Annotated in this window: 23 protein-coding genes; 11 read left to right on the top strand and 12 right to left on the bottom strand. The window is 60.5% G+C overall.

Annotation, left to right across the window (positions count from 1 at the left end; all coding sequences use genetic code 11):
- Positions 1–8: 8 nt before the first annotated feature.
- Positions 9–506, bottom strand: a complete 498-nt coding sequence (locus tag ASF70_RS15865) for a CinA family protein (RefSeq protein WP_062580985.1) — start codon at positions 504–506, stop codon at positions 9–11.
- On the bottom strand, positions 503–1,726 hold the full coding sequence (locus tag ASF70_RS15860; protein WP_062580983.1) for a bifunctional 2-C-methyl-D-erythritol 4-phosphate cytidylyltransferase/2-C-methyl-D-erythritol 2,4-cyclodiphosphate synthase: 1,224 nt from the start codon (positions 1,724–1,726) through the stop codon (positions 503–505). The genes ASF70_RS15865 and ASF70_RS15860 overlap by 4 nt, the downstream gene beginning before the upstream one ends.
- A 147-nt stretch (positions 1,727–1,873) precedes the next feature.
- Here ASF70_RS15860 and dusB point away from each other — a divergent pair, with 147 nt between their 5' ends.
- The 9 genes from dusB (at position 1,874) to ASF70_RS15815 (ending at position 13,535) form a co-directional block, all read left to right on the top strand.
- Entirely contained in the window at positions 1,874–2,896 is a 1,023-nt protein-coding gene (dusB, locus tag ASF70_RS15855; protein ID WP_200943553.1) for a tRNA dihydrouridine synthase DusB, read from the top strand.
- Complete coding sequence (locus ASF70_RS15850) at positions 2,893–4,038, top strand: nitrogen regulation protein NR(II) (protein WP_062580979.1); 1,146 nt, start codon at positions 2,893–2,895, stop codon at positions 4,036–4,038. Before dusB ends, ASF70_RS15850 begins: the two co-directional genes overlap by 4 nt.
- Positions 4,038–5,489 (top strand): nitrogen regulation protein NR(I), encoded by a 1,452-nt coding sequence (gene ntrC, locus ASF70_RS15845; RefSeq protein WP_062456396.1) that lies wholly within the window; start codon positions 4,038–4,040, stop codon positions 5,487–5,489. The genes ASF70_RS15850 and ntrC overlap by 1 nt, the downstream gene beginning before the upstream one ends.
- 218 nt (positions 5,490–5,707) lie before the next feature.
- Entirely contained in the window at positions 5,708–7,984 is a 2,277-nt protein-coding gene (locus ASF70_RS15840) for a PAS domain-containing sensor histidine kinase (protein WP_062580977.1), read from the top strand.
- Entirely contained in the window at positions 7,974–9,338 is a 1,365-nt protein-coding gene (locus ASF70_RS15835; protein ID WP_062456399.1) for a sigma-54 dependent transcriptional regulator, read from the top strand. The genes ASF70_RS15840 and ASF70_RS15835 overlap by 11 nt, the downstream gene beginning before the upstream one ends.
- Positions 9,339–9,347: 9 nt before the next feature.
- Positions 9,348–10,208, top strand: a complete 861-nt coding sequence (locus tag ASF70_RS15830) for a D-amino-acid transaminase (protein ID WP_062580975.1) — start codon at positions 9,348–9,350, stop codon at positions 10,206–10,208.
- A 106-nt stretch (positions 10,209–10,314) separates the two neighbouring features.
- Complete coding sequence (gene hfq / locus ASF70_RS15825; protein WP_007757453.1) at positions 10,315–10,557, top strand: RNA chaperone Hfq; 243 nt, start codon at positions 10,315–10,317, stop codon at positions 10,555–10,557.
- A gap of 2 nt (positions 10,558–10,559) precedes the next feature.
- Positions 10,560–11,990: a GTPase HflX gene (gene hflX, locus ASF70_RS15820; RefSeq protein WP_156461853.1), complete on the top strand. Its 1,431-nt coding sequence runs from the start codon at positions 10,560–10,562 to the stop codon at positions 11,988–11,990.
- Positions 11,991–12,263: 273 nt separating this feature from the next.
- A complete protein-coding gene (locus tag ASF70_RS15815) occupies positions 12,264–13,535 on the top strand; it encodes an MFS transporter (RefSeq protein WP_062580972.1) in 1,272 nt (423 codons plus the stop codon).
- A 93-nt stretch (positions 13,536–13,628) separates the two neighbouring features.
- On the opposite strand, the gene ASF70_RS15810 is transcribed toward ASF70_RS15815, so the two are convergent.
- The 5 genes from ASF70_RS15810 to cysG form a co-directional block, all read right to left on the bottom strand.
- Entirely contained in the window at positions 13,629–14,444 is an 816-nt protein-coding gene (locus ASF70_RS15810) for a ferredoxin--NADP reductase (RefSeq protein WP_062580970.1), read from the bottom strand.
- Positions 14,445–14,572: 128 nt separating this feature from the next.
- Positions 14,573–15,082 carry a DUF934 domain-containing protein gene (locus ASF70_RS15805; RefSeq protein ID WP_062580968.1) on the bottom strand — a complete coding sequence of 170 codons (510 nt, stop codon included), beginning with the start codon at positions 15,080–15,082 and terminating at the stop codon, positions 14,573–14,575.
- Positions 15,082–16,755, bottom strand: coding sequence for a nitrite/sulfite reductase (locus ASF70_RS15800; protein WP_062580966.1), 1,674 nt, complete (start codon positions 16,753–16,755; stop codon positions 15,082–15,084). The genes ASF70_RS15805 and ASF70_RS15800 overlap by 1 nt, the downstream gene beginning before the upstream one ends.
- A gap of 21 nt (positions 16,756–16,776) precedes the next feature.
- On the bottom strand, positions 16,777–17,091 hold the full coding sequence (locus ASF70_RS15795) for a DUF2849 domain-containing protein (protein WP_062580964.1): 315 nt from the start codon (positions 17,089–17,091) through the stop codon (positions 16,777–16,779).
- Positions 17,091–18,533: a siroheme synthase CysG gene (gene cysG / locus ASF70_RS15790; RefSeq protein WP_062581445.1), complete on the bottom strand. Its 1,443-nt coding sequence runs from the start codon at positions 18,531–18,533 to the stop codon at positions 17,091–17,093. Before cysG ends, ASF70_RS15795 begins: the two co-directional genes overlap by 1 nt.
- A gap of 224 nt (positions 18,534–18,757) precedes the next feature.
- Here cysG and ASF70_RS15785 point away from each other — a divergent pair, with 224 nt between their 5' ends.
- Both ASF70_RS15785 and mazG read left to right on the top strand, forming a co-directional pair.
- Positions 18,758–19,339 carry a nucleoside deaminase gene (locus ASF70_RS15785; RefSeq protein WP_062580962.1) on the top strand — a complete coding sequence of 194 codons (582 nt, stop codon included), beginning with the start codon at positions 18,758–18,760 and terminating at the stop codon, positions 19,337–19,339.
- A gap of 17 nt (positions 19,340–19,356) precedes the next feature.
- Entirely contained in the window at positions 19,357–20,187 is an 831-nt protein-coding gene (gene mazG / locus ASF70_RS15780) for a nucleoside triphosphate pyrophosphohydrolase (RefSeq protein ID WP_062581443.1), read from the top strand.
- 60 nt (positions 20,188–20,247) lie between these two features.
- Here mazG and ASF70_RS15775 read toward each other — a convergent pair whose 3' ends face one another.
- From ASF70_RS15775 to ASF70_RS15755, 5 genes are all read right to left on the bottom strand, one after another.
- Positions 20,248–20,634, bottom strand: a complete 387-nt coding sequence (locus ASF70_RS15775) for a hypothetical protein (RefSeq protein WP_062580960.1) — start codon at positions 20,632–20,634, stop codon at positions 20,248–20,250.
- A 638-nt stretch (positions 20,635–21,272) separates the two neighbouring features.
- On the bottom strand, positions 21,273–21,470 hold the full coding sequence (locus tag ASF70_RS15770; protein WP_062456430.1) for a hypothetical protein: 198 nt from the start codon (positions 21,468–21,470) through the stop codon (positions 21,273–21,275).
- Between the two features lie 142 nt (positions 21,471–21,612).
- A complete protein-coding gene (locus ASF70_RS15765) occupies positions 21,613–21,798 on the bottom strand; it encodes a hypothetical protein (RefSeq protein ID WP_156461852.1) in 186 nt (61 codons plus the stop codon).
- Positions 21,799–21,863: 65 nt separating this feature from the next.
- The gene (locus ASF70_RS15760; RefSeq protein WP_062580957.1) at positions 21,864–22,916 is read right to left on the bottom strand and encodes a DUF262 domain-containing protein; all 1,053 of its coding nucleotides are present in this window, start codon (positions 22,914–22,916) and stop codon (positions 21,864–21,866) included.
- Positions 22,909–23,682, bottom strand: coding sequence for an FRG domain-containing protein (locus ASF70_RS15755; protein ID WP_162237990.1), 774 nt, complete (start codon positions 23,680–23,682; stop codon positions 22,909–22,911). The genes ASF70_RS15760 and ASF70_RS15755 overlap by 8 nt, the downstream gene beginning before the upstream one ends.
- Positions 23,683–24,123 lie beyond the last annotated feature (441 nt).

Below are 24,123 nucleotides of genomic sequence, written 5' to 3'. Positions count from 1 at the left end.
GGTCAGGTTCAGGCCGCCGCCTCCAGCAGCATCTCCAGCGCTGTCCTGACGGTCGCAATCCGGATCTCGGTTCGGCCGATGTCGCCATAGCGCATCTCCCGGTGCAGGATCTTTCCGTTCCGGCCGCGCGCTGCGAGATGGACCAGCCCGACTGGCTTTTCGGCCGAGCCGCCGCCGGGGCCTGCTATGCCTGTTACGGCAACAGCGAGATCGGCGCGGGAGCGGAACAGGGCGCCAGTTGCCATCAACAGGGCAGTTTCCCTTGAGACGGCGCCGTGTGTTGCAAGCACCGACGAGGGCACTCCCAGCATGTCTGTCTTCGCGTCATTGGTATAAGTGACAAAGCCGCGATCAACGACCGCCGACGACCCGGCGATCTCGGTCAGCGCTCCGGCGATCAGGCCGCCTGTGCAGGATTCTGCCGTCGAGACCATCAGCTTGCGCTTTGAAAGCGTCTCGATGATGCGGCGGGCCTGTGCCTCGATATCGTCCGGAAACAGGCTCATGCCTTCACCGAGCCGAACACGACGGTGGCTGTGGCAATCGCCGCGATCCCCTCGCCACGGCCGACAAATCCGATCTTCTCGTTGGTCGTCGCCTTGACCGAGCAGCGGTCGAGCGAGATGCCGAGGATTTCGGCGAGCTTTTCGCGCATTTCCTGACGATGCGGACCGACCTTGGGGGCTTCCGCGATCAGCGACACATCGGCATTCATGATGGTGCCGCCGTGTTCGCGCACGATCTTCGCGGCGTGCTCAAGAAAGATCCGTGAGGCCGCGCCCTTCCACTGCATATCGGAGGGCGGGAAGTGGTCGCCGATGTCGCCGGCGCCGCAAGTGGCAAGCAGCGCGTCGGTGAGCGCATGCAGCGCCACGTCGGCATCCGAATGGCCGCTCAGCTTCTGATCGTGCGGAATGAAGATCCCGCACAGCGTCACGCCGTCGCCGGACACGAGCTGGTGGACGTCGTAGCCATTGCCGGTGCGAACATCCGGCAAGTAGTGTTCGGCAGGGTTGCCCTGAGTGAGTTTTTCGTCCGCCATGTCGATATCCCGCTTCAGTGTCAGTTTGATATTGTCGACGGAGCCTTCCACAATCGTCACGGCAAGGCCCGCCCATTCGGCGATCGAGGCATCGTCGGTGAAGTCGTCGTGGCGAAGGGCTGCGGCCTTTTCATGCGCGGTGCGGATTTCCGAGAGACGGAAGCTCTGCGGTGTCTGGGCCGCATAGAGCCCCGCCCGCGAAACCGTTTCGTGCACCAGCCCGTCCGATCCGCCACGCTTCAGCGTATCGGTCACCGCCATCGCCGGCAAGATTCCGTCATTGCCCGCGGCAAAGCCCTCTGCAATGCGATCCAGCAGTGCGTGGTCGACGAAAGGGCGGGCCGCGTCATGGATCATCACGTGGGTCGCCTCCGTTGCCGCAATCGCCCGCAGGCCCTCGTAGACGGAGCGCTGCCTTGTATCGCCGCCGAAGGTGACAATGATGTTCTCGGCTCCGCCAAGTCCGTCCGTCGAGGCGGCGTAGAGCGCCTCGTCTTCCGGGTGGATGACCACGACGATCGGGCCGCTCTTTGGCCAGGTCAGAAATTTCTGCAGCGTATGATGAATGACTGGCAAGCCACCGATATGGCGATATTGTTTTGGCCCGTCTCCCGGCGCACCCGCACGCTCTCCGCGGCCAGCGGCCACGATGACGATGGCTATCTTGAAGATCTCGCCGTCCATGAGCCCTCGGAAATTGGTGGGAGGTTGACAGCCGCAGAACTATAGGACCAAAAGCCTTAATTCCAGCACGTCGCTTAAAAATAACGCAGCTCGTGAATTGCCCTTGGCAAACGCATGACTTCTGAATAAAAATAGTGCAGAAGAATTATCTGCCCGAAAGATCATCATTTGTCGCTCCCTGATCTATCCTCATCTTTTCATATCGGGCCAGTCGCCATCCGTAATCGGGTCGTCCTGGCGCCGATGTCCGGCGTCACCGATCTCCCGTTCCGCACGCTTGCCTGGCGTCACGGTGCGGGTCTGGTCGTGACCGAGATGGTGGCGAGCCGCGAGCTGGTGATGAACCGCGAGGAATCCTGGTCGCGCCTGCAGGGAACGGGGATCACGCCGCATATGGTGCAGCTCGCCGGTCGCGAGGCGCACTGGATGGCGGAGGCGGCAAAGATCGCCGAAGCCAACGGTGCTGATATCATCGACATCAACATGGGCTGTCCGGCCAAAAAGGTGACCGGTGGCTATTCAGGTTCCGCGCTGATGCGCGATCCCGATCACGCGCTGTCGATGATCGAGGCGACCGTCAAGGCGGTCAGCGTGCCTGTCACCGTCAAGATGCGGCTCGGCTGGGACGAGAATACCATCAACGCACCGGAAATTTCGCGCCGTGCCGAACAGGCCGGTGCCCGGATGATCACCATCCATGGCCGCACCCGCATGCAGTTCTACGAGGGCAAGGCGGACTGGGATGCCATTCGTGCGGTTCGCGATGAGATCAAGATCCCGCTGATCGCCAACGGCGATGTCGAGACGCCGGAAGATGCGGCCGAGATCATCCGGCGTTCAGGCGCCGATGCGGTCATGGTCGGACGTGGCGCACAGGGTCGTCCCTGGCATATCGGATGGCTTGCCGGCGCTTCTGCACCGGGCCGCGAGGAGATGGCTGTCATCGTCGTTGAACATTACGAAGCGATGCTGGAGCTTTACGGCCGCGAGGCCGGGCTTCGGCACGCGAGGAAACATCTCGGCTGGTATCTCGACCGGTTCGCGCCGAACCTGCCGGCAGATCAGAAGGGCGCAATCATGATCTCGAAGGACACGACCGACGTTTCGAAGAGGATGTCGGCCGCACTGCTCGATGGGACGTTCGATGCGTCACAAAGGAAGGCAGCATGACGAAGTCTACCGCACCCGATGCCGCGCAGGGACAAGCGCTGGCCATGGCGGTTCTCAATTCCGTTCAGAACCCGGTCATTCTTGTCGATGCCGATGGCAGGGTCGCATTTGCCAACTGGGAAGCCGAGTCGTTCTTCGGCTCCAGCGCCTCGCATCTGGCCAAGAACACGATCTCGAGTTTCATTCCGTTCGGAAGCCCGCTTCTTGCGCTGATCGATCAGGTGCGCGAGCGCAAGGCGCCCGTCAACGAGTACCGTGTCGACCTGTCGTCGCCGCGGCTCGGACAGGAAAAGCTGGTCGACCTCTATGTGGCTCCTGTCGTCAGCGAACCGGGGTCTGTCGTCGTGGTGTTCCAGGAACGCTCGATGGCCGACAAGATCGACCGCCAGCTGACCCATAGGGCTGCGGCGCGATCGGTCACCGGCCTTGCGTCGATGCTGGCGCATGAGATCAAGAACCCGCTATCCGGCATCCGCGGCGCGGCCCAGCTCCTCGAGTCGGTCGTGCCGGACGAAGACCGCTCACTGACCCGGCTCATCTGCGACGAGACCGACCGCATCGTGTCGCTGGTCGACCGCATGGAAGTGTTTTCCGACGAGCGTCCGATCGACCGGATGGCGCTCAACATCCACTCCGTGCTCGATCACGTGAAGGCCATCGCCAAGGCCGGGTTCGGACGCGACATCAAAATCGCGGAAATGTACGATCCGTCGCTGCCGCCGGTCTATGCGAACCGCGACCAGCTGGTGCAGGTGTTTTTGAACCTCATCAAGAATGCCGCCGAAGCGGTGGGTGATCAGCCGGATGCGGAGATCATGCTGACCACCGCCTACCGGCCGGGCATCCGCCTGTCGGTTGCCGGCACGCGGGAGAAGATCTCGCTGCCGCTGGAATTTTGCGTCATCGACAACGGTCCGGGCGTGCCGGCCGATATCCTGCCGCATCTGTTTGACCCCTTCATCACCACCAAGACGAACGGTTCCGGCCTTGGTCTGGCGCTGGTTGCTAAGATCATTGGTGCCCATGGCGGCATCATCGAATGCGACAGCCAGCCGCGCCGGACGATATTCCGCGTTCTTATGCCCATGCACAAGGAAGAAGGCGGCGATGGCCGCGCCTTGAACTTCACAGGAAGCGATTAATGACTGCCACGATCCTTGTCGCAGACGACGACGCAGCCATCCGCACGGTTCTCAACCAGGCGCTAACCCGCGCCGGTTATGACGTCCGCATTACATCGAATGCCGCAACGCTATGGCGCTGGATTTCCGCCGGCGAGGGCGATCTTGTCGTCACCGACGTGATCATGCCGGACGAGAACGCGTTCGACCTCCTGCCGCGCATCAAGAAGGCGAGGCCGGATCTTCCGGTACTGGTCATGAGCGCCCAGAACACGTTCATGACCGCCATCAAGGCCTCGGAGAAGGGCGCTTACGACTATCTGCCGAAGCCGTTCGACCTCACCGAGCTGATCGCCATCATCGGCCGGGCGCTGGCCGAGCCGAAGCGCAAGCCGGCCCGCCTCGACGACGATACGCAGGACGGCATGCCGCTGGTCGGCCGTTCGACGGCGATGCAGGAAATCTACCGCGTTCTGGCGCGTCTGATGCAGACCGACCTGACGCTGATGATTACCGGCGAGTCGGGCACCGGCAAGGAACTGGTCGCCCGCGCCCTGCATGACTACGGCAAGCGCCGCAACGGCCCGTTCGTCGCGATCAACATGGCGGCAATTCCGCGCGATCTGATCGAGTCGGAACTGTTCGGCCACGAGAAGGGAGCCTTCACCGGCGCACAGAACCGCTCCACCGGCCGTTTCGAACAGGCCGAGGGCGGCACGCTGTTCCTCGACGAGATCGGCGACATGCCGATGGATGCTCAGACACGGCTTCTTCGTGTTCTGCAGCAGGGTGAATACACGACGGTCGGTGGCCGAACGCCGATCCGCACCGACGTCCGCATTGTTGCCGCGACAAACAAGGATCTGAAGCAACTCATCAACCAGGGTCTGTTCCGCGAGGACCTTTACTATCGCCTCAACGTCGTTCCCTTGCGCCTGCCACCTCTCAGAGATCGCGCCGAAGATATTCCCGATCTTGTCCGCCATTTCATGCAGATGGCGGAGAAGGAGGGCCTCGACGGCAAGCGTTTCGAAACGGAAGCGCTGGATGCGATGAAGGCCTATGCCTGGCCGGGCAACGTCCGCGAGCTGGAAAACCTCGTGCGCCGCCTGATGGCGCTTTATCCACAGGATGTGATCACCCGCGAGATCATCGAAACGGAGCTTCGCTCCGATGTGCCGGATAGCCCGATCGACAAGATGACGGCCCGTTCAGGGTCTCTCACCATTGCCCAGGCGGTCGAAGAGAACATGCGGTCATACTTTGCCGGTTTCGGCGAAAACCTGCCGCCGCCAGGTCTTTACGACCGGGTTTTGACGGAAATGGAGTATCCATTGATCCTTGCCGCGCTGACGGCCACCCGTGGCAACCAGATCAAGGCAGCAGATCTCCTCGGCCTCAACCGCAATACTCTGCGCAAGAAGATCCGCGAACTGGGCGTTTCGGTCTATCGCAGCTCCCGCGGCGCGTAGTCCTGTCATTTCCGTTCGCCACAATCGCTTGACACTTCTGCTTCATCGTTGCATTTTCGCCACAAAGCGTTGCTTAAACATCACGCAGATTTACGCTTCAGGCTGAGCCTCCAGGCTCGGCCCGAGCAGCGCGAGTTTTCGTTGCAAATGAATGACTGGCGTCTGCGTCCGGATGAGATATCCGCACCGGCCACGCCACGAAGGCCGGGGTTTTAACGATGACGGATGGCGCTGCAACGCAGTCGGCCGAAACGGAGCCGGCAGCTGTGGTCCACGATCGGCGTGCATCCTTCGCGCTGCCGGGCCTGCTTCTTGCCGGTGGTGCACTGATCTGCGCCACACTGACGCTGTTCGTGCTGCTGGGCGTGACGCCGGTCGCGCCGACGACCAATGTCGTGATCGCGTCCGCCGCGATCAACTCGCTGTTCATTCTCGGCCTTGTCTACCTGATCGGCAGAGAGGTCGGACGACTGGTAAAGGCCAGACGTCGTGGGCGTGCGGCGGCCCGTCTGCATGTGCGCATCGTCGTGCTGTTCTCGTTCGTGGCGATCACGCCCGCCGTGCTGGTTGCGATTTTCGCCAGCCTGACGCTGAGCGTCGGTCTCGATCGCTGGTTTTCGCTTCGCACGCAGTCGATCGTGCAGTCGTCGCAGGACGTTGCACGAGCCTATATGATGGAGAACGCAAGTTACCTTCAGGGCCAGACCGTCTCGATGTCGAACGACCTCGAGCGGAACCGGGCGATGTATTATCTCGACCGCACCGGTTTCATCGATCTGCTGACCCGTCAGGCGCGGGGCCGTGGTCTGCTCGGCGCCTTCCTGGTTCAGGAAGATGGCCAGGCGGTCGCGCAAGCCGACATCAAGACGGAAAAGCCGCTTCCGGCCATTCCGCAGGATGCGCTGAAAAGTGCCGCGTCCGGCCAACCGACGCTGATCCCGCCCGGCATCACCAACCTGGTTGGCGCCGTCATCAAGATCGATACGATCCCGGGCGCCTTTCTCTACACGATCCGGGCCGTCGATCCGCGCGTGATGAACGCGATGCGGCTGATGGAGGAGAACACCGCCGAATACAAGGCGATGGAAGCGGGCCGCATGTCGCTGCAGGTCGCCTTCGCCGTGCTCTATCTCGGGTTTGCGCTGATCGTGCTTCTGGCCGCCATCTGGGCCGCCATCGCGGTCGCCGACCGTATCGTGCGGCCGATCCGGCTGCTGATCAGTGCGGCAGACAGCGTCGCGACCGGCAATCTCAACGTGGTCGTCCCGGTTCGCACTGTCGACGGCGACGTGGGCAGCCTGTCGCGCACGTTCAACAAGATGATTTCCGAGATCCGCAGCCAGCGCGATGAAATTCTCGAGGCCAAGGACGAGGTCGACGACCGCCGCCGGTTTATCGAGGCCGTGCTGTCGGGCGTGACCGCTGCCGTCATCGGCGTCGAGGCCGACCGCCGCATCACCATCGTCAATCCGACGGCGGAAGACTTTCTCGGTGCGCCTGCCGAGGAGCTGATGGGCAAGACGCTGGATGACGTCGCGCCTGAAATCGACCATGTGCTGACCGAGGCGACCGCCCGCTCGCGTGGGGATTTCCGCAAGCAGGTCAACCTGATGCGCAACGGCACCGAGCGGACGCTGTCCGTGCAGGTCACCCGTGAAGAGCAGCGTTCGCCGCAGGATGCCTATGTCATCACTCTGGATGACATTACCGACCTCGTGATCGCTCAGCGCTCCACCGCCTGGGCGGATGTGGCGCGGCGTATCGCGCACGAGATCAAGAACCCGCTCACCCCGATCCAGCTTTCAGCCGAGCGCCTGAAGCGCCGCTATGGCAAGCAGATCGACGCCAGCGACCGGGCTGTGTTTGACCAGTGCACCGATACGATCGTGCGCCAGGTGGGTGATATCGGCCGCATGGTCGACGAATTCTCCTCGTTTGCCCGCATGCCGAAGCCGGCCAAGGAAGATGCGGACCTGCGCGATATCCTGCGCGATGCCATCTTCCTGCGCGAAATGGGTGAGACACATGTGGACTTCATCCGCGAGCTTGGCGATCAGCCGCTGAAAGGTCTGTTCGACGCCCGTATGTTGGGCCAGGCTTTCGGAAACCTCGTCAAGAATGCAGTCGAGGCGATCGAGGCGGTGCCGAGCGATCAAGAGCGCGACGGCCGCAAGATCATGGTCCGCGCGGCTCTCGAAAAAGGCCGGGACACGTTCGTCGTCGATATCATCGACAACGGCAACGGACTGCCGACCGAAAACCGGCACCGTATTCTGGAGCCATACATGACGATGCGCGAGAAGGGCACGGGCCTTGGCCTCGCGATCGTCAAGAAGATCATCGAGGAGCATGGCGGACAGCTGGAGCTTCACGATGCTCCCAACGATTTCGATCATGGCAAGGGCGCCATGATCCGGGTGCTGCTGCCGCATGTCGAGCGGGTGGCAAAGCCCAACACAGATAATAACGATAAGGAACTGGCATATGGCATCTGATATTCTTGTCGTCGATGACGAGGCCGACATTCGTGACATCGTTTCGGGGATCCTGTCCGACGAAGGCCATGAAACGCGAACGGCCCACGATGCGGACAGCGCGCTTGCGACGATATCCGACCGTGTGCCACGGCTCGTCTTTCTCGATATCTGGATGCAGGGATCACGGCTCGATGGGCTCGCGCTCCTCGAGGAGATCAAGTCCCGTCACCCGGACCTCCCCGTCGTCATGATTTCCGGACACGGCAATGTCGAGACGGCAGTTTCGGCCATCAAGCGCGGTGCCTTCGACTTTATCGAAAAGCCGTTCAAAGCCGATCGGCTGATCCTGATTGCCGAGCGGGCGCTCGAAAACTCCAAGCTGAAGCGCGAAGTGACCGAGCTGAAGCGCCGTACCGGGGATGCTGCCGAACTGGTTGGCACGTCGGTTGCCGTGTCGCAGCTTCGCCAGACGATCGAGAAGGTCTCGCCCACCAACAGCCGCATCATGATCCTTGGCCCTTCCGGTTCCGGCAAGGAGCTTGTGGCACGGATGATCCACAAGAAGTCCTCGCGCGTGACGGGGCCTTTCGTGGCGCTCAACGCCGCGACGATCACGCCTGACCGCATGGAGATCGCGCTGTTCGGGACCGAGGGCGGGCCGGGCCAGCCGCGCAAGATCGGCGCGCTGGAAGAGGCGCATCGCGGCATTCTCTATCTCGACGAGATCGGCGAAATGCCGCGCGAGACGCAGAACAAGATCCTGCGCGTGCTTGTTGATCAGCAATTCGAGCGCGTCGGCGGTTCCAAGCGGGTGAAGGTGGATGTGCGCATCATCTCGTCCACGGCCCTCAATCTCGAGAGCCTGATTGCCGAAGGTGCGTTTCGCGAAGATCTTTATCACCGCCTCGCTGTCGTGCCGGTCAAGGTGCCGGCGCTGGCCGAACGGCGGGAGGATATTCCGTTCCTCGTCGATATGTTCATGCGCCAGATCTCCGAGCAGGCGGGCATCCGCGCCCGCAAGATCGGTGACGATGCCATGGCGGTCCTGCAGGCGCATGACTGGCCGGGCAACATCCGCCAGCTGCGCAACAATATCGAACGGCTGATGATCCTTGCCCGCACCGACGGTCCGGATACGGCGATCTCTGCGGATATGCTGCCGCCCGATCTCGGCGACATGCTGCCGAAAGTCTCATCGAAGGGCGATGTCCACATCATGACGCTGCCCCTGCGTGAGGCACGCGAAATGTTCGAACGCGACTATCTCGTCGCGCAGATCAACCGCTTCGGCGGCAACATTTCGCGTACCGCGGAATTCGTCGGCATGGAGCGCTCGGCGTTGCACCGGAAACTGAAGTCGCTGGGAGTGTAAGGGATCAGCATGCGTATCGCTTACGTCAACGGTCAGTATGTCAGGCACTCCGAGGCTGCGGTTCACATCGAGGACCGCGGTTTCCAGTTCGCCGATGGTGTCTACGAAGTCTGCGAGGTCCGGGACGGGCTGATCGTTGACCTGACGCGGCATCTGAACCGGCTTGACCGGTCGCTGTCCGAGTTGCGCATGGTCCAGCCGATGAGCCGCGCGGCGCTCACCCTCGTCATCCGGGAGGTGCTGCGCCGCAACCGTGTTCGCAACGGCATCTTCTACATGCAGGTGACGCGCGGTGCGGCGAAGCGGGACCATTTCTTCCCGCCGGAGGGCACGGCTCCAACCATCACGATCACCGCCAAAAGCACCGATCCGTCTCTGCTTGCCAAGAAATACGCGACCGGCATCAAGGTGATCACGCTCCTTGAAAACCGCTGGGATCGAGTCGACATCAAGACTGTCGGCCTCTTGCCCAACGTTCTTGCCAAGCAGCAGGCCCGTGATGCGGGTGCCCATGACGCGATCTTCATGACGCGCGACGGCATGGTGCTGGAAGGTGCGTCGGCCAATGCCTGGATCGTCACGCCGGATGGCAAGCTCGTCACGCGGCCGGCGGAGCATGGGATCCTGAAGGGCATTACCCGCACCACGGCGATCGACGTTGCGGCGAAGCTCGGCCTGGTTTTTGTCGAGCGGGAGTTCTCCGTGGACGAAATGCATGGCGCCCGCGAGGCCTTCATGACATCCGCAACCGGCATTTGCGTTCCGGTCGTCGAGGTCGATGGTAAGCCCGTCGCGAACGGCCATCCAGGCACCGTCTCAAGCGATATAAGGGACGCTTTTTTCGCGATTGCGGAGAAGACGGCGATTTGATAACCAGACTGTCAGGGGAAGGGAAACACGAGGGCGTTTCCCGCTCAACTCTAGAAATTTTGATCAGCTTCCGGCAATGACCGGCAAGAAAGAAAGAAGCGACGCTATGGCGGAACGTTCTCAGAACCTGCAGGATTTGTTTCTCAACACAGTCCGCAAACAGAAGATTTCCCTGACGATATTCCTGATCAACGGGGTGAAGCTCACGGGCGTCGTGACCTCGTTCGACAATTTCTGTGTGCTTCTACGCCGTGACGGACACTCGCAGCTCGTGTATAAGCACGCTATCTCCACCATCATGCCGGGCCAGCCGATGCAGATGTTCGAGACAGAAGAAAACGCTGCTTAAGGATCGATAGAATCTCCAATCGCGATACCTCGAACGAATCAATAGTCCCGGAAGCCGAAAAGCACCGGGACGACATGCGCGCTGTCGTCATCGTGCCTGTGCTGAAACAGAGCCGGGCACGCAGCGGGCAGGGTGAGGCGACAGCCACGCCTGCGCCCGCAAGACCTGCCGCGCCGCAGCGATCCAACGAAGCCCGTCTTGAAGAAGCGACCGGCCTTGCCCGTGCGATCGATCTCGAGATCGCCGAAGGCATGATCGTGACCGTCGGTCAGCCGCGGCCCGCCACGCTGATGGGCACCGGCAAGATCGAAGAGATCAAGGCACTTCTCGACGAGAAGGATGCCGGGCTCGTCATCGTCGATCATCCGCTGACACCTGTCCAGCAACGCAATCTCGAGAAGGAATGGGGCGCCAAGGTCATCGACCGCACCGGCCTCATTCTGGAAATCTTCGGCCGCCGTGCCTCCACCAAGGAAGGCACGCTGCAGGTCGATCTCGCTCACCTGAATTACCAGAAGGGCCGCCTCGTTCGGTCCTGGACCCACCTTGAACGCCAGCGCGGTGGTGCGGGCTTCATGGGCGGTCCCGGTGAAACCCAGATCGAAGCCGACAGACGGCAGTTGCAGGACAAGATCATCAAGCTCGAGAGGGAGCTTGAACAGGTCGTGCGGACCCGCCAGCTGCACCGCGCCAAACGCCGCAAGGTGCCGCATCCGATCGTGGCGCTGGTCGGCTATACCAATGCCGGCAAGTCGACGCTGTTCAACCGCATTACCGGCGCCGGTGTGCTGGCCGAGGACATGCTGTTTGCGACGCTCGATCCAACGCTGCGCCGGATGAAGCTGCCGCATGGCCGCACCGTCATCATGTCCGATACGGTCGGGTTCATCTCCGATCTTCCGACCCACCTTGTCGCCGCCTTCCGCGCGACGCTGGAAGAGGTGCTGGAAGCCGATCTCGTGCTGCATGTGCGCGACATGTCCGACCCTGACAATGCCGCCCAGTCGGCTGACGTGCTGCGCATCCTCGCCGATCTCGGGATCGACGAGAAGGAGAGCGAGAAGCGCATCATCGAGGTTTGGAACAAGATCGACCGGCTCGACCCGGAAAGCCACGACGCGCTGTTCGAGCGTGCCCAGGGGCGCGCCAACATCATGGCCGTCTCGGCGATCACAGGCGAAGGCGTCGAGGCACTGCTCGATGAAGTCTCGAACCGGCTTTCCGGCGTGCTGACCGAGGCCGAGATCGTGATCCCGGCCGATAAGCTGGCACTCGTCTCCTGGGTCTACGGCAATGCCGTGGTGAGCGAGCGTGAGGACAATGAGGACGGCTCGGTGACGCTGGTCGTCAAACTCACGGATCGGCAGGCTTCTGAACTGGAGCGCAGGCTCGGGAACGGCGCAAAGCCGGACAAGGAAGAGTGGGAGCGGTAAGACGCTCCTTCTTCATTCCCTGTAGCTGCTGCGAAGGTTCGCGGGAGCGTATTTCCCTCCATACGGATGGTAATTCGCTTTGTGAACCTATGTCGGAAAACGCCAGTCCAGTAACGCTCCATTGTGATACGTATTCATCTTCGTGGCGCGAAGCTAACACACTGACAATATTTGAGTATTAAATAGGGTTTACGCGTAATTCACGGGCGGCGGAAGCAACCAAAGCTTGGCGGATGCATTTAGGCTGCGCTCTCCAGCTAAGGTTCGCTCCTGATGACATCATCCGTTCTTCACAAATCTGCGGGTGGCAATCCACCGCGCATCTTCTCCGACCGATCTCTGGCGGCGCTCTGCCTCCTCAATTTCTTTCTAGCCGATGCGCGTGATGGGCTCGGGCCGTTTCTTGATGCTTTCCTTGCGACGCAAGGCTGGTCATCGATGTCACTCGGCCTGATCGCCACGGTCGGTGGTTTGATCGGGCTTGCCGCAACGCCGCTTTGTGGGGCGCTGGTCGATGGAACGTCGTGGAAACGGGCGCTCGTTGCCATTCCGGTCGTGGTGGTCACCGCTGCAGCGCTGGTGACGCTTCTTTCCCCCAATCCGGCAATTGTCTGGATCGGTCAGATCGGGACCGCCGTCGTCGGCGCCGTGATCGGTCCGGCACTGGCCGGCCTGACGCTGGGTCTCGTCGGCGAGAAGCTGTTTTCGCAACAGATCGCTCGCAACGAGTTCTGGAACCACACAGGCAATTTCGCCTCGCTGTTTGCCGTCTACGTCATCATCTCGCTGTTCGGCCAGGGTGGCATGATCTGGCTGATGATCGCGACGGCGTTCGGTGCTCTTGCGGCAGTCGCAATGATCGATCCTGATCGCATCGATCACAAGGTCGCCCGCGGCCTTGCGGCGGACGACGGCAGCGGAGCAGACGCTAGCGCGGCGGAGGCGCCATCCGGTTTTAGTGTGCTTCTGAAAAGCCGGGGACTTATTCTGCTTGCACTGATCCTGATGATCTTCCACTTCGGCAACGCGCCGATGAGCCGGTTGATCGCCCAGCAGTTTGCCATCGAACTCGGAACACCATTCCGGACCACGGCGATCATCACAGGCATCGCCCAGCTTTCGATGGTGGCTGTCGCGGTCGTGACGCCGTTCCTGATCCGAAGGCTTGGCCTTGCCGCGACGCTTGCGATCGGGCTTGCAGCGCTGCCGATCCGCGGGTTGATCGCCGGCAGCTTTGACGGTTTCTGGGTGGTATGGCCCGTCCAGATCCTCGACGGCGTCGGTGCCGGGCTGCTTGGCATCGTCACACCGGTCGCGGTTGAACGCATCCTCAAGGGTACAGGCCGTTTCAATGTCGGCTTTGCGAGCTTGATGACGGTCCAGGGCCTCGGCGCATCGCTCAGCAACGTCGTTGCCGGCTATGTGGTTAGCCAGGGAGGCTATGCGGTCTCGCATCTCGTTGGGGGCGGCGTCGCGCTGATCGCCGTGGCCGTCTTCGCGATCTACCACAAGGAAATCGCGCCATCGCAGAAGTCGATCGGCTGAAACAGAGATGCCGCGATTCCCAGCTTAGTTCGGGGATCGCGGCATACATAATCAAATCATTAGGCCTGTCTTTTAAACCGATATCTCAGAAGATCATCCAACAAATGCACGTTCGATGACGAACTCGCTCGGTTTGTTGTTGGCACCTTCGGTCAGGCCGGCATTTTCCAGCCGTTCCTTGGTGTCTTTCAGCATCGCAGCCGAGCCGCAGATCATGCCGCGGTCGACAGCGGGGTCGAGCGGCGGTACGCCGAGATCGGTGAACAGCTTGCCGTTGTCGATCAGGTCCGTGATGCGGCCCTGATAGGGATAAGCCGCGTCGCGGGTGACGGTCGGATAGTGCTTCAGCTTGGTGCCGACGACTTCGGAGAGAAACTCGTGATTACGGATCTCTTCCATCAGGTCGAACCCGTATTTCAGTTCCGCCACTTCGCGGCAGGTATGGGTGAGTATCACCTCATCGAACTTCTCGTAGGTTTCCGGATCGCGGATCAGGCTTGCGAACGGCGCGATGCCTGTGCCTGTCGAGAACATGTAGAGACGCTTGCCGGGCGTCAGCGCGTCGAGCACCAGCGTCCCTGTCGGCTTCTTGCGCATCAATACCGTATCGCCCGGCTTGATCGCCTGCAGATGCGACGTCAGCGGGCCATCCGGAACCTTGATCGAGAAGATTTCGATCTCTTCGTCCCAGGAGGGGCTGGCAATCGAATAGGCGCGGTAGATCGGCTTGTCGCCGACCATCAGGCCGATCATGGCAAACTCGCCTGACCGGAAGCGGAAGCCTGCCGGACGTGTCATGCGGAAGCGGAACAGATGATCCGTGAAATGCTCCACCGAAAGCACGGTTTCGGCGTAGACTCCATCCGGGATCTTCACGGCAAACTCTTCGGTCTTGGCAGGTGCGTTCATAGTCTCGTCCGTTACTCGGTCAGATTGGTTTCGCAGCAGCGAAATACACTATCGAGCCGCGCTTATGAAGCAATCGGCCGCGCTTTCTGGCCGATCGCTTAGAAAATATGTCTTCTGAGGTCAGCTTTTCAAGCCGGCACAGAGCGGCGGCGCCAGCTATAGCCTTCGCCTGGCTCCGCAGGACGGGCCGTTGGCTGGTAGTGGACGTCAATGCCGGGCAGGCGGCCTTCCTCCAGACGCTGCAGCGCCGTTGCGTTGGTGACCGCGAAGCTGTCGATGCCACACCGCAGCATCAGCGGGACCTGATCGATCAGCACATCGCCCACGGCGCGCAACTCGTTCTTGTAGGCCAGCCGATCGCGCAAAAGCGACGCGTGGCTGAAGGCGCGGCCATCGCTGAAGGCCGGAAACTCCACCGCCACCAGTTCGATGCGGTAGAGATAGGGCTCAAGCTTCCGGACGTCGTCGGCGGGCTTGATCAGCACACCGAGACCGACATCGTTGCTGGCTTCCGCCTTCTCGATGAATTCGGCAAGCGGAAGCAGCGGCTTCTGTTCGCCCTCGGCCTTTACCTCTTCCGTCTCGATGACCCAGGGGTCGTTGGCGACGAAGCCGGTTTCTCTCCAGATCTTCGCCATCACGCCGCCTCCGCCTTCGCATCACCGTAGAGCGCATCCTTGAAGGGCTGCGGCCCAACCCGGCGATAGGCAGCGAGGAAGGTTTCCTCTTGGCCCTGGCGGAGACCGAGATAGGTGTTGACGATGGTTTCGATCGCGTCCGTCACCTTCGACGGCTCGAAGCCGCGACCGATGATTTCGCCGATCGAGGTGTTCTCGTCGGCCGAACCGCCAAGCGTGATCTGATAGAGTTCGGTGCCCTTCTTTTCGACGCCCAGAAGGCCGATATGGCCCACATGGTGGTGGCCGCAGGCGTTGATGCAGCCGGAGATCTTGATCTTCAGCTCACCGATTTCCGCCTGCCGCTCCGGGGAGCCGAAGCGTGTGGAGATTTCCTGCGCGACCGGGATCGAACGGGCGTTCGCCAGAGCACAGTAATCCAAGCCGGGACAGACGATCATGTCTGTAATCAGGTTGGAGTTTGCCGTTGCCAGATTGTGGGCGGCGAGGGCGCGATAAAGCGGCTCGAGATCGGCCAGCGCCACATGCGGCAGGATGACGTTCTGCTCGTGGCTGATGCGGATCTCGTCATGGCCGAATTCTTCGGCCAGATCGGCCATCGCATCCATCTGCACGTCGGACGCATCGCCCGGAATGCCGCCGATGGGCTTCAGCGAGATGGTGACCATGCCGTAGTCCGGATGCTTGTGCGGCTGAACGTTCTGATCCACCCAGCGGGCAAAGTTCTCGTCCTGCCGCTTCCAGCTGGCGAGTTCCTTCCAGCCCTCGGCGCGGTTCGCCAACGCGGGCGGTGCGAAATAGGCGGTGATCGCCTCGATATCCTGTTCCGGCAGTTTCAGCTCGGTGCCCTGCAGGTGCTGGAATTCTTCTTCCACCTGACGGGTCAGTTCCTCGACGCCGGTTTCGTGCACGAGGATCTTGATGCGGGCCTTGTACTTGTTGTCGCGGCGACCGTTTAGATTGTACACGCGCATGATGGCGGTCGTGTAGGAGAGGAGATCCTCTTCCGGCAGGAAGTCGCGGATCTTCTTGGCGATCAGCGGCGTGCGGCCCTGTCCGCCGCCCACATAGACGGCAAAGCCGATCTCGCCCTTGTCGTTCTTTTTGAGGTGCAGGCCGATGTCATGCACCTGGATCGCGGCGCGGTCTCGCTCGGCGCCGGTCACGGCGATCTTGAACTTGCGGGGCAGGAACGAGAATTCCGGATGCACCGACGACCACTGGCGCAGGATTTCCGCGTAAGGGCGCGGATCGGCCACTTCATCGGCTGCAGCGCCTGCGAAATGATCGGCCGTGACGTTGCGGATACAGTTGCCGGACGTCTGCAGCGCATGCATTTCGACAGTCGCGAGTTCGGCCAGGATATCCGGCGTGTCGGACAGTTTCGGCCAGTTGTACTGGATGTTCTGCCTGGTGGTGAAATGGCCGTAGCCGCGGTCGTACTTGCGGGCGATATGCGCCAGCATCCGCATCTGCTTTGCATTCAGCGTGCCGTAGGGGATGGCGACGCGCAGCATGTAGGCATGCAGCTGGAGATAGACGCCGTTCATCAGGCGCAGCGGCTTGAACGCATCCTCGGCAAGCGCGCCGGACAGGCGGCGCTCCACCTGATCGCGGAACTGCTCCACGCGGCCTGATACAAATGCGTGGTCGAATTCGTCGTAACGATACATGATGTTCCTGAACTCTCGGTATCAGACTGCGATGAATGCCGGATCGGCGTGGCTGTAGCCGGCGGCGTAATCCATTGTGGGGCCCTGTGCACGGATGCGTTCGCGAAGACGCGTCGGCCACAACTTTCCTTCGGTTTCCTCGACATCGATGACATTGACGTCGACGACCTTGTTTTCGGCAAAGTCACGCTTGCCGATCGCTTCCAGAGAGGAGACGGCTTCCGCGTGGCGCGCCACGAGCGCGTCCTGCAGGTTTTCCGTCCAGCGGCCGGCGGCATCGAGCCATACGGCGATGCCATCGGACAGGCGGTTGGCAGTCAGAACCTTGTCGGCCATTATTCCACTCCAATGCTTGTCCGCTCTTCCGTCCTTGCAAAGGCGGAAAGCGGTTCGGACTTCTCAAAATTCGCACCAGCGACGGCCTCGCCGATAATCACCATAACCGGGCCATCGAGATCATCCCGCGTCTCCAGCGCCGGCAGTTCCTGGAGGACCCCGTGGAACAGCTTGCGGTTGGTGCGGCTGGCATTCTCGATGACGGCGACGGTGGTGAGCGGGGATACGCCGGCCTGCATCAGCCGTTCGGCGACCGATGCTGCGACCGTGCGGCCCATATAGACGGCGATGGTGGCGCCGGAGATCGCAAGGCTTGCCCAATCCGGCAGGGCTTTGCCGGTGAGATCATGGCCGGTGGTGAAGATCAGCGACGAGGCGACACCGCGCAGCGTCAGCGGCAGTTCAAAATCGGCAGCCGCGGCGAAGGCCGAGGTGATGCCGGGCACGATCTCATAGGCGATGCCGGCTTCGCGCAAGGCAGCCATCTCTTCGCCGGCGCGGCCATAGACCAAGGGATCGCCGCTTTTCAGGCGCACGACGCGCTTGCCCTGGCGACCGAGATCGAGCAGCAGGCGGTTGATCTCTTCCTGGCTCTTGGAATGGCAGTTCTTGCGCTTGCCGACCGAAAGACGTTCCGCATCGCGGCGGCCCATATCGACGATCGCTTGAGGAACCAGCGCATCGTAGACGATCGCGTCCGCTTCCATCAGCACGCGCTGGGCCCGCAGTGTCAGGAGATCCTCGGCGCCAGGACCGGCACCCACCAGCCAGATCTTGCCGTCGGCCTTGCCGGTCACTGACAGAAGAGCATCTGCGGCGCGGCGTGCGGCGGTATGATCGTTGGCGTCAACGGCATCGGCAACGTCGCCGGAGAAGAACCGGTGCCAGAAGATGCGACGCGAGACGCCGCGTGGCACCATGCGTTCGACGGCATCGCGGTAATCGGTCGCAAGCGAGGCAAGTTTGCCGAGCGATGGCGACAGCATCTGATCGATACGGGCACGGATCATCTGGGCAAGCACCGGACCAGCACCCTCGGTGCCGATGGCGATGGCGAGCGGGGCGCGGTTGACCAGTGCCGGCGTGAAGAAATCGCAGTGATCGGGCTGGTCCACGGCGTTGGACGGAATGCCGTGCGCGCGGGCGGCGATGACGATGGTCTGGTCGAGCGCCTGATCGCCGGTTGCGGCAAACACGAGCGTGGCGCCTGCGACCTGACCGGCGGCAAAGGTTTCGCGGATCGGTTCTATTCCGTTCTGGGCTAGCCATGCGGCATAATCGGCCTGCGGATCATCCGCATAGGCGACGATCGTCGCGTCTGTGTTGGCGATCAACCGCGCCTTGGCATAGGCCTCGTCGCCGTTGCCGAATACGGCAACGTTTTTTCCGCGCACGCGAAAAAACGCCGGGAAGACCGACAGGCGTTGAAGGCTCTGAGACATGCGATTATCCTGCATCATATGAACCTGAATATCCACAATGCGGTGGCATAATTGAAGAAATGGATGTGCAAAAGGCCGGAGCGCCCGGTATTTCTGTTTCCCGTTCGCTCGCTTCTTGAGCAAAAGCCACCGCCAACCTTCCGTTCATTGTGTGCAGCCCTGCACAGCCATAACCCTACAACCGTACAAGTTCGCTCTGCGGCAGACCTGGAGATGAGTGCACCATGACCATTGCTTCCCGACTTCTCGATGTCATCGAGCACGATATCCTGCCTCTGACCCAAACGGGCGTTGCCGCCGGCAACAAGGTGTTCGGAGCGGCGATCCTGCGCAAGTCGGATCTTTCGCTGGTGATTGCCGAGACCAATAACGAGCTGGAAAATCCGCTCTGGCATGGCGAGGTGCACACGCTGAAGCGCTTCTACGAGATTGATTCCGGACTTTCCGCCAAGGATCTGATTTTCCTCTCGACTCACGAACCGTGCACGATGTGCATGTCGGCGATTACCTGGGCGGGGTTCGACAATTTCTACTCGTTCTTCAGCCACGAGGACAGCCGTGACGCGTTCGCCATTCCGCATGACCTGAAGATTCTGAAGGAGGTGTTCGGGCTGGAGCCCGGCGGCTACCGTCGCGCCAACGCCTTCTGGAATTCCTACTTCATCGCCGACCTCATCGAGGCCGAGGTGGACGACGTCGTTCGGGCCGATCTTAAGGCCCGGGCGGAGCGGATCCGGCAGCGTTACCAGCTGCTGTCGCAGAGCTATCAGGCCGGCAAGGCTGACAACACGATACCGCTCAATTGAAGGCCAAGGATTTCGGCATGCATGCTTCGAAGGATATTTCCCGCCTGATCGAGATCATGGCGGCGCTGCGCACGCCGGTGACCGGGTGCCCGTGGGACCTCGAACAGAGTTTCGAGACGATCATTCCCTATACTATCGAGGAGGCCTACGAGGTGGCCGATGCGGTCGAGCGGCATGACATGGACGATCTGCGCGAGGAACTGGGCGACCTGCTTTTGCAGGTCGTGTTTCATGCGCGGATGGCGGAGGAGGCCGGTTCCTTCGCCTTCGGCGACGTGGTCGAGGCCGTCACCACCAAAATGATCCGCCGGCATCCGCATGTGTTTGCACGCTCCGATGCGGATACGCCCGGCGCCGTGAAGCTGCAGTGGGATGCGATCAAGGCCGAGGAGAAGCGCGAACGGGCCGAGCGGCGGGCGCTGCGCGGCACGACGGAGACTGCCAAATCCGGCTTTCTCGGCAGCGTACACCGGGCCCAGCCGGCGCTGAGCGAGGCGGTGAAGCTGCAACAGCAGGCCGCCCGCGTCGGGTTCGACTGGTCGGAACCGGGCCCGATTCTCGACAAGATCGAGGAGGAGGTTGCCGAACTGCGCGAGGCCCTGGCGGCCGGGCAGCCCGAAAAAGTGTCCGACGAACTCGGCGACCTCATCTTTGCCCTCGTCAACATCGGCCGCCATGTGGACGCCGATCCGGAGACGGCGCTGCGCGGGACGAATGCGAAATTCCGAAGACGTTTCAGCCATATCGAGACGGTGCTTCAGAAATCAGGCGAGACGCTGGAGGCTGCGACGCTGGAGCGGATGGAGGGGCTTTGGCAGGCGGCGAAGGCGATTGAGCGGGCGCTGTAAGAAGCTTCGCTTCCTGTCCTCTATGTCGGCCCGGCGGGCTTTTTCTATCCTCGGTCCGCGTTATGGCAGGGTTGGCGGGGGCAGTTTTTCGCGGGCCCGGTAGGCCGCCATCCATCGCTTGGCATCCTCGTCCGGTAGCGCGTTTCGGGCGACCTCGACACAGGCATCCTGCAATTCACGCTCGATGGCGGAGGGCGATGCGAACATCATGCCCTGCCGGCCGAGATCGGCGCGGGCGGCAAGCGCGATGAGGTAGATCAGGGTAAAGCTTTCGGGGTAGTCGGGGCCGAAATTGATCAGACAGGCAGGGGCGCCGGTGTCTATATTGACATGCAAGCATCGGTTGGCGCGACGGCATTCGCGCCGGAGACAGGCCTGCGGAAAGGCCAGTATCTCTGCCGTGCAGCATGCCAGATGGGTCTCGATATGCGTGATTTCGACAGACATGGTGCTTCTCCTGTCCGGTTTCGGATGATCCGCCTCGCCGGGCAGACGTGTGCCTTGGCGATCGAGGGATGAAAAATTCGGACGGGGCGCCGGAAGCTGCCTCGATATAGAAAATTGTAGGTGACACCTTTCGGCACCCCGTTCGGCGGTTTTTGCCCGCGACTCCGGTCTCTCTGCAATGACCCGGCCGGGCGGTTGTCCGCCGCCGGCTTCCCGGTGCTTCCGACGGATCAGGAATCCGGCGAAACCACCCGGCGGGCCACCTTGTGTGCCGCACAGGCACATCCGGCGCGCTCTTTCGGGCATCGGAAACCGGCGGTCGGTCCGTGACCCGCCTGTTTCCCCCGTGTCGCCGGAGGGAGACCATTTTCCGCGGACCCGGAGCATGGGGTTTTGCGTCCTTTCCCCATGGCCCGCGCCGGTTCCGCCTCGCCGGGACGCCTCCCGGTGTATCCGCGACGGAACGCAGCATTATAGGCACGGAAAAAATCCGTGAGGATGTAACATGCGTTAAGTCATTGAAATTTAGTAGGTCGGTGCGCCAAAATCCGCCGCAGCGCAAACAAAAGCGCTGTTCTCGAGGCGCTTCTAAGGACCGGAAAAGCGGGCGTTGCGCCCTCGGCGCGAAAAGCTGCCGCTCAGCGCGGCGCGGTGCCGGCCAGTTTCGACTGCACGAGATCGACGCTGCCGCGAACATGGATCGTCACCGGTTTGCCACCGGCACCCGTGACCGCTAGCGCAATCACCGAGACGTCTTCCTCATAGGTGGTGACGTAAAGGACCTGAGCCTGGTTGACGTAAACGGGCTGATTGTGGGTGTTCTTGAAGCCAATCATCGTGGCTGTGCTCCATCTTCGTTGTGAAGAAGGTATCGCATGGAAGGGGTTGATGGAGGGTGAATGCGGGTGGTGATGGTGTATGGGGATGTGCGGGCGCTTTGGCTGGCGGCGGAGGCTGGCGCTGCAACCCCGCGCGGATCTAGTGGCCGCCGAGCAACTCGCGCAGGCCCCATTTGACCTCACCCTTGCGGTTTTCGATGTCATCCACCTTCCAGCCGCCGTTTTCGCGCACGAGCGTGTAATGCAGCGTGACCGGCCCAAAATTGCGGAAGAACACATCGAGTTCGACGCGGTCGCCGCTTCCCTTGAGCGGCCCGAGACGCACATTCGTCGCCTCGCCATCCTGCCCTGAAATCACCGGATCGAAAAAGCATTATGGTAGTACACTCACTACCCTCGCTTTCGAGGCAATTCTATCCATTTAGCGAACCCGGCTATCAAAATCCTAACCCGCTCCTCATGCGATCCGCGATCGTTGATATTGCGTAAAAGCCCTTTGTATTGTGCAACCTGATTGGTTGTTAGAATTGCAGGTGCTGGTTTTCCACCAATTTTGTTCATAAATATTTCGAGGTATGGCCTAGTCAATTTTAACCTGTCGTCATCGATCGAGCGTATGAACCAATAAAATGCTGGAACACTACCTGCTGACCTAAGTAACTTGTCGCGCTCCCCAAAAACCACAGCCATCTTACTGAGGTTTTCATCGCAGTATTGAACTGCAAGGTTGAGCTCTCCTGCCTTATCTGCGTACTCGGCCACCATTTTGTCTAAGTTAACTCTTTTCGTCTCTGTAACGTCACGATTTAGTTCGAACGATAATATTTTTGCGGCATTGTTTTGGTTTTCGCCTCTCGTGTCTTTGTAAGATACGCAGATCTGAAAGAATTCATGCTCAGACACCTCTTTAATGGATGCCGGTACGTTGCCCTTCATCGCATTGCGCTTTTCCGGTCCTGTGAGCACAACACCCTTATTGAGGCGAAGGAATAGTTCTCTAATTTTGAGCGGCTCGTCGGTCACTACGTGGATGATCGGCATTGGGAACTCCTCGACTCGCTCGGCGAGTAGAGGGTAGTTTTCTGCAATGTCCTTGTGGTAGAGGCCGGCCAGATCTACATCGGAATCCTCTTCAAGGATGAAGTTTTCAGACAAGGCGAATTTGTTGGACAAGAAATCGAAGATTGCTTGGAGCCTCTGCTTTCCGTCTATCACGGCGTAACGCATGCCGGCTTTGTTCATGTCTGATTTGAGCGTCGTAAAATCAGCCACATAGAGTTTTGGCATGTCGTAGCCATTGATCATAGTATCTATCAACGACTGCATGTCCTGCACTTTCCACAGGTTACCTTTCCGCTGGTATGGCGGATTCATGTCAATTTGGTCGCGACGGCTAAACCAATACCGAGCAGATTTAAAGTGTTGGTGCTGAATCTCAAACATGGTTCGCTCCAAATCGTCTGCGTATCTCTAAGGCCAGACCTTCGAGATCTGGGAAAATTGTAGAGTAAGTAATCCCATACCGTTCTAGGTCTTTCAGAAGCCTTTCCTTATGTTCAGGTAAAACTTCGATCTTACCCAAGATTTTGCCGTTTTCTTTGACTTTGTAATCTGTTGCGAAAACCTCAAGTGGTTTTGGCTCCGAGCTGAAAATCACAAACCGACCCTTCTGTGCATTTATCCGCGGATTATTCATAATCCCTTGAATTGCTAGAGGTTCGTTGCGACTAGTTTTGTCCTTGTGAGCGGGATGATATTGTTTCACCAAGCTGTCGTCAGTTGTGAAGATACGAGGAGGCTCCTTGATGTCGCTGAGGACAATGCCATTCCACGCAGCAGGATCGAAACACCAAACAACAGCTGGGTCTTTCTTGTCGGGCGTCATCAACGCAAAATACAGGGCTACCAGCGGGCTGGCGGTCCAATCGAGGAGCCTGGTTGGGGCTCGATAGTGTTGCATTAGGAACAAGAGATCCCACTGATCGCGCCTTTGACCATCGAACAGCGGGGAACGGCGCACAAACTCATCATAAGTTTCTTGCTCCGCAATCCCGATCTTCGGTTTATCTTCCGGTGTTCTGTTGCGATGAGTGAAGGGTTCAAGCTTATAAGAAGTTGAGCTATGCCCTCGGTACCAAAATTCGGTATCTCTTTCGTCTCTAAATTTCTCTATTGATTTAATGTAGTCGCTAAATCTCTTTACCGTCACTAACAGCCCCCCAATCGTCGTATTCGCTTTAAAGTTGAGTCTTACGTTTGGCAAGTCTTAGGTTTTTTGATCCTCAAGGCTACAACTGCATCCTCATAACTCCCGGCGCTGACCTTCCTTACCCTCCCATTGAGGGGGAGGGTCGGACCGAAGGTCCGGGGTGGGGTGATGGTTTGAGGTTTTGGCGGGTCACCCCCACCCGCCGCGTTGCGGCGACCTCCCCCCTCAAGGGGGAGGTGTTTTTCGGGATTCCCGAGGCCGAGTGACCGCCGTCTATTCGCAGCCGTCATGTCGGTCCCTACCGCCCCAGCCGGCCCATCTTGCCCTTCGTCCGCCGCTTCTGCTGCTTGGCGTCTCCAGCATCCTCGTAGCTTCGGGCGCCGACTTTCCTTACCCGCCCCTTGAGGGGGAGGGTCGGACCGTAGGTCCGGGGTGGAGTGA

The organism is Rhizobium sp. Leaf321 (genome assembly GCF_001423215.1).
GTDB classification, from domain to species: Bacteria; Pseudomonadota; Alphaproteobacteria; order Rhizobiales; family Rhizobiaceae; genus Neorhizobium; species Neorhizobium soli.
Note: the sequence above shows the minus strand (reverse complement) of the source record. Positions and strands in the feature narration are given on the sequence as shown.